Consider the following 4,380-nt stretch of genomic DNA (forward strand, 5'->3'; position numbering starts at 1 on the left):
AGAACGGGATGACGAAGAACACGAGCAGCCAGAGGGCACCGGGCAGGATCAGCCAGTAGCCCGTCAGCCGGCGCCCGCGCGGCGCCTTCGTCGAGGTCTCGTGAGGGTTGACCGGGACGACCCCGGCGGTGGAGGTCATTCGGCCTCGATCCCGGCCGTGGCGTCCTGGCTGGCGTCCAGCAGGAACGCGTACTCGGGTCGCCAGGAGATGTCGACCTTCGCGCCGACCTGGAGCAGGGCACGCGCGCCGGTGTTCTGCTCGAACACCATGAGCTCCTGCCCCCACGGCATCCGCACCATGTACTGCGTGCTGACGCCGACGAAGCTCACGTCGGTGATGTAGCCGCCGGTGATGACGTCGCCCGGAGCGTCGATCCGTTGCCCAGCCTCGGCGATCAGGACCTTCTCGGGCCGGATCCCGAGCCAGCCCCTGCCGGAGTCGGAGTGGGCCCGGTCCCCCGGCACCGAGGCGATCGCACCCTGCACGCGGACCTTGACCTGATCGCCCTCGCGGCCCTCGATCTCGCCGGCGATCAGGTTGGACTGGCCGAGGAAGTTGGCGACGAAGGTCGTCCGCGGGTTCTCGTAGAGCTCGCTCGGTGCGCCCATCTGCTCGATGACGCCCTGGTTCATGACCGCGATCGTGTCGGCCATCGTCATGGCCTCCTCCTGGTCGTGCGTCACGTGCACGAACGTCAGGCCGACCTCGGTCTGGATGCGTTTGAGCTCGAGCTGCATGCCCCGCCGCAGCTTGAGGTCCAGCGCCCCGAGCGGCTCGTCCAGCAGGAGCACCTCGGGCTTGTTGATCAGGGCGCGGGCCAGCGCGACCCGCTGCTGCTGACCGCCGGACATCTGCGCGGGCTTCTTGTGCGCCTGGGAGGTCAGCTCGACGAGCTCGAGCATCTCCGCGACCTGCCGCTTGGAGTCCTTGATCCCCCGGCGCTCGAGCCCGAAGGCGACGTTCTTGGAGATGTCGAGGTGCGGGAACAGCGCGTAGTTCTGGAACACCGTGTTGACCGGCCGCTTGTAGGGCTTCTCGTACGTCACGTCGGTCTCGCCGAGGTGGATCGTGCCGGACGTCGGGGTCTCCAGGCCGGCGACCATCCGCAGCGTCGTGGTCTTGCCGCAGCCCGACGGGCCGAGCAGGGCGAAGAACTGACCCTGCGGGACGACCAGGTCCAAGGACTTGACCGCCGTGAACGTCGCGTACTCCTTCGTGAGGTTGGACAGACGAAGGTCTCGGGATCCGCCGGCCGCCCCGTCGGACGGGGCGGTCGCCTCATGCACCTGTGACATCGGCAAAGTCTCCTTCGTAGGTACGCATCGTGGCTTCGTCGAGTGCCATGAACTGGTGCGTGAGGGCCAGGGTCTTGTCGGACGGGAAGATCAGCTCGTTGTCGACGTTGTCGGGGTTGACCTTCTCCATGGCCTGCTGCGCACCCTTGACGGGGCAGATGTACGAGTTGTAGTCCGCGAGCTTCGCGGCGACCTCGGGCTCGTAGTAGTAGTTGATCAGCTGCTCGGCATTGGCCTGGTGCGTCGCGAGGTTGGGCACGAGCATGTTGTCGGCCCAGATCATGATTCCCTCCTCGGGCGGGATCCAGACCAGGTTCTCGTCGCCGGCGTTGGCGATGTCACCCGACCACGCCTCGCAGGCGAGGATGTTGCCGGACGCGAGGTCCTGGACGTACTCGTTGCCGGTGAAAGACCGCACCTGACCGTCGCTGCGGGCCTTCTTGAGCAGGTCGATCGCGTTCTGCCACTGCGTGTCGGTGAACTTCTCCGGGTCGCCGCCGGCGATCATGACCAGAAAGCCCATCGTGTCGCGCATCTCGGTGAGCAGGGAGATGCGGCCCTTGAGGTCCTTGCGGGTCAACAGCTCCTCGAACGACTTGACCTCGCCGACCTTGGCCTTGTTGTACGCGATGCCGGTCAGGCCGCTCTGCCACGGCGCCGAGAACTCCCGCTTGGGGTCCCACTCCGGTGCCTTGAGCGAGTCGATGATGTTGGCGTGCAGGTTGGGCACCTTTGCCGCGTCCAGCGGCTGGATCCAGCCGACCTGGATCATGCGGGCGGCCATCCAGTCGGTCAGAGCGAACAGGTCGCGCTTCGACGAGCTGCACGAGCCGAGCTGGTTGGAGACCTTGGCGAAGAACTCGTTGTTGTCGTTGATGTCGGCGGTGTACTGCACCTGGATGCCGGTGTCCTTCTCGAACTGGGTCAGCGTCGAGACGTAGTCGCCGTCGTCCTCGTCGATGTACTCCGGCCAGTTGGAGAAGACCAGGCGCTTGTCGGTCTCCGACACGTCCTTCGCCGTGCACTCGGTCGGGTCCTGCTCCCGATCAGGCGTGTCGAACCGGGTCAGGGCGAACCCGCTCACCCCCAGAGCGGCTGCACCACCCACGCCCTTGAGCACTGTCCGTCGGTCGAGACCTGCCATGCGCCGCCCTCACTGTTCGCTCTCCACGAATACTCGCAAGATCGGGGGCGCTGCACAAGGGATTCCGCTGTTACGAGTGTGTTTCGGTTCTGAAAGCGTCGTGGCCACCGTCAGCGGGGGGTGAGCGCCTCCGGATGGCGTACGGCATGATGTCGCGCATGACCGACCGCAAGCCGGCGACCGCGCGCGCCCAGAATCTCGACGACACCGCCAAGCGCATCATCGAGCTGCTCCAGGACGACGGCCGCCTGTCGTACTCCGCGATCGCGAAGGAGGTGGGACTCTCCGAGGCCGCGGTCCGGCATCGCGTGCAGAAGCTCATCGACGGCGGGGTCATGCAGGTCGTGGCGGTCACCGACCCGTTGCAGATGGGATTCGCCCGGCAGGCCATGATCGGCATCAAGGTCACCGGCAAGGTCCGCGAGGTCGCCGCCGAGCTCGCCGCGATGGAGAAGCTCGACTACATCGTCATCACGACCGGACGCTTCGACATCCTGGCCGAGATCGTGGCCGAGAGCGACGACGAGCTGCTCGACATCGTCTCGGAGCAGATCAACGCACTCCCCCGCGTCGTCACCACCGAGACGTTCGTCTACCTGCGGCTCGAGAAGCAGACCTACGCCTGGGGCGTCCGCTAGGACGAGAGGATCGTGCCGCCCGCGGCCAGGGTGTCGACGATCTCGGGGTACGCCGCGCGGAGGAGCTCCTCGTAGCCGTCGGGATCGACCTCCGGCGCGCTGGCCGGCTCGGTGCGGCCGGCCTTGTCGAGCACGTCCCACACGACGTGCGTGTCCGGGGCGTGCAGGACGGGGGGCGTGCCCTCCAGGCGGAAGTCGCCCGTCGCAGCCGGGACGGCCCCGATGCGGGCGCACGCCAGCACGGCGACGACGTGATGGCGCCCCGACGACAGGTCGATCACGACGTCGGTGCCGGGTTCGATCCCCATGTGGTGCAGGCCCCCGGCGATGCACGCCGACTCGTGGAGCAGCTGGGCGTACGACATCGTGCCCCGCTCGTCGCTGACCGCGGTGTGGTCGGCCAGCCCGGTGATGACGTGGTGGTCGAGCAGTCGGAAGACCAGGCTCGTCATCAGCGCCCCTCGAAGACCGGCGCGCGCCGCTCGAGGCGGGCCTGCGCGGCCTCCTGGACGTCGGAGCTGGCCCACACCGCGGCAAAGCTCTTCTCGATCGCCTCGTCGTCGGCAGGCGACCCGTTGAGGACGAGCTTGCTGTGCGCGATCGACAGCGGCGCGAGGGCCGCGATCTCGTGCGCCCACGCCACGGCGTACGTGAGCGAGCCGTGCGCGTCGGCGAGACCGCAGTCGAGCGCCTCCTTGCGGTCGAGCGTCTCCGCGGCGAGCAGCACCTTGCGGGCGACGCCCGCTCCGGCGAGGGCGCTGAGGGTGCGGATCGTCCAGGCGTCGACCGCCATGCCGTTGCGGGCGACGGGCACCGCGAACTTGGCCTTGTCGTCCGCGACCCGCAGGTCGCAGGCCATCGCGAGCTGCGTGCCGGCACCGATCGCCGGGCCGTTGACCGCCGCGATCAGGGGGACGGGGAGCTTCGTGAGGTGATGGAGCATCCCGTAGAGCGCCTCGAGGAAGTCGGGGCCGTGGACGCCGCCCAGGTCGGCGCCGGAGCAGAACGCCGTGCCCTGGCCCGTGATGACGATGGCCCGGGCACCGTCCGCGACGGCTTGGTCGGCGGCGGCTCGGAGGGCGTGGCACAGGTCGAGGTTGAGAGCGTTGCGGCTCTGCTCGCGCTGGAGCTCGATGACGACGACATCTGCGTCGCGGGACGTGGCGATCATGGGGCCACGCTATCGGCCGCCCGTCGGTCCCGACACCGTGGCCGCGGGTCGTGGCGAGGTGTCATGGGTCCGCTCTAGCCTGATGCGATGGTGAGCTTTGCCGACAAGCCGATCCTCGACCTGACGATCGC

The 4,380-nt window shown here is 68.1% G+C and carries 5 protein-coding genes; 1 reads left to right on the plus strand and 4 read right to left on the minus strand.

The window, feature by feature from the left end; all coding sequences use genetic code 11:
* Nucleotides 1-135: 135 nt before the first annotated feature.
* Together JWQ91_RS15255 and JWQ91_RS15260 are read right to left on the minus strand one after the other, a co-directional pair.
* The gene (locus tag JWQ91_RS15255) at nt 136-1,296 is read right to left on the minus strand and encodes an ABC transporter ATP-binding protein (protein ID WP_297786018.1); all 1,161 of its coding nucleotides are present in this window, start codon (nt 1,294-1,296) and stop codon (nt 136-138) included.
* Nucleotides 1,280-2,380: a spermidine/putrescine ABC transporter substrate-binding protein gene (locus tag JWQ91_RS15260; protein WP_297786021.1), complete on the minus strand. Its 1,101-nt coding sequence runs from the start codon at nt 2,378-2,380 to the stop codon at nt 1,280-1,282. Before JWQ91_RS15260 ends, JWQ91_RS15255 begins: the two co-directional genes overlap by 17 nt.
* 218 nt (nt 2,381-2,598) lie before the next feature.
* On the opposite strand from JWQ91_RS15260, the gene JWQ91_RS15265 reads away from it, so the two are divergent.
* On the plus strand, nt 2,599-3,078 hold the full coding sequence (locus tag JWQ91_RS15265; protein ID WP_297786024.1) for an Lrp/AsnC family transcriptional regulator: 480 nt from the start codon (nt 2,599-2,601) through the stop codon (nt 3,076-3,078).
* Here JWQ91_RS15265 and JWQ91_RS15270 read toward each other — a convergent pair.
* Both JWQ91_RS15270 and JWQ91_RS15275 read right to left on the minus strand, forming a co-directional pair.
* A complete protein-coding gene (locus JWQ91_RS15270; RefSeq protein WP_297786026.1) occupies nt 3,075-3,530 on the minus strand; it encodes an AMP-binding protein in 456 nt (151 codons plus the stop codon). The two genes, JWQ91_RS15265 and JWQ91_RS15270, sit on opposite strands and share 4 nt — an antisense overlap.
* Entirely contained in the window at nt 3,530-4,249 is a 720-nt protein-coding gene (locus tag JWQ91_RS15275) for an enoyl-CoA hydratase (RefSeq protein ID WP_297786029.1), read from the minus strand. Before JWQ91_RS15275 ends, JWQ91_RS15270 begins: the two co-directional genes overlap by 1 nt.
* Between the last annotated feature and the right edge of the window lie 131 nt (nt 4,250-4,380).

This window comes from Aeromicrobium sp., from assembly GCF_025965075.1.
Taxonomy (GTDB): domain Bacteria; phylum Actinomycetota; class Actinomycetes; order Propionibacteriales; family Nocardioidaceae; genus Aeromicrobium.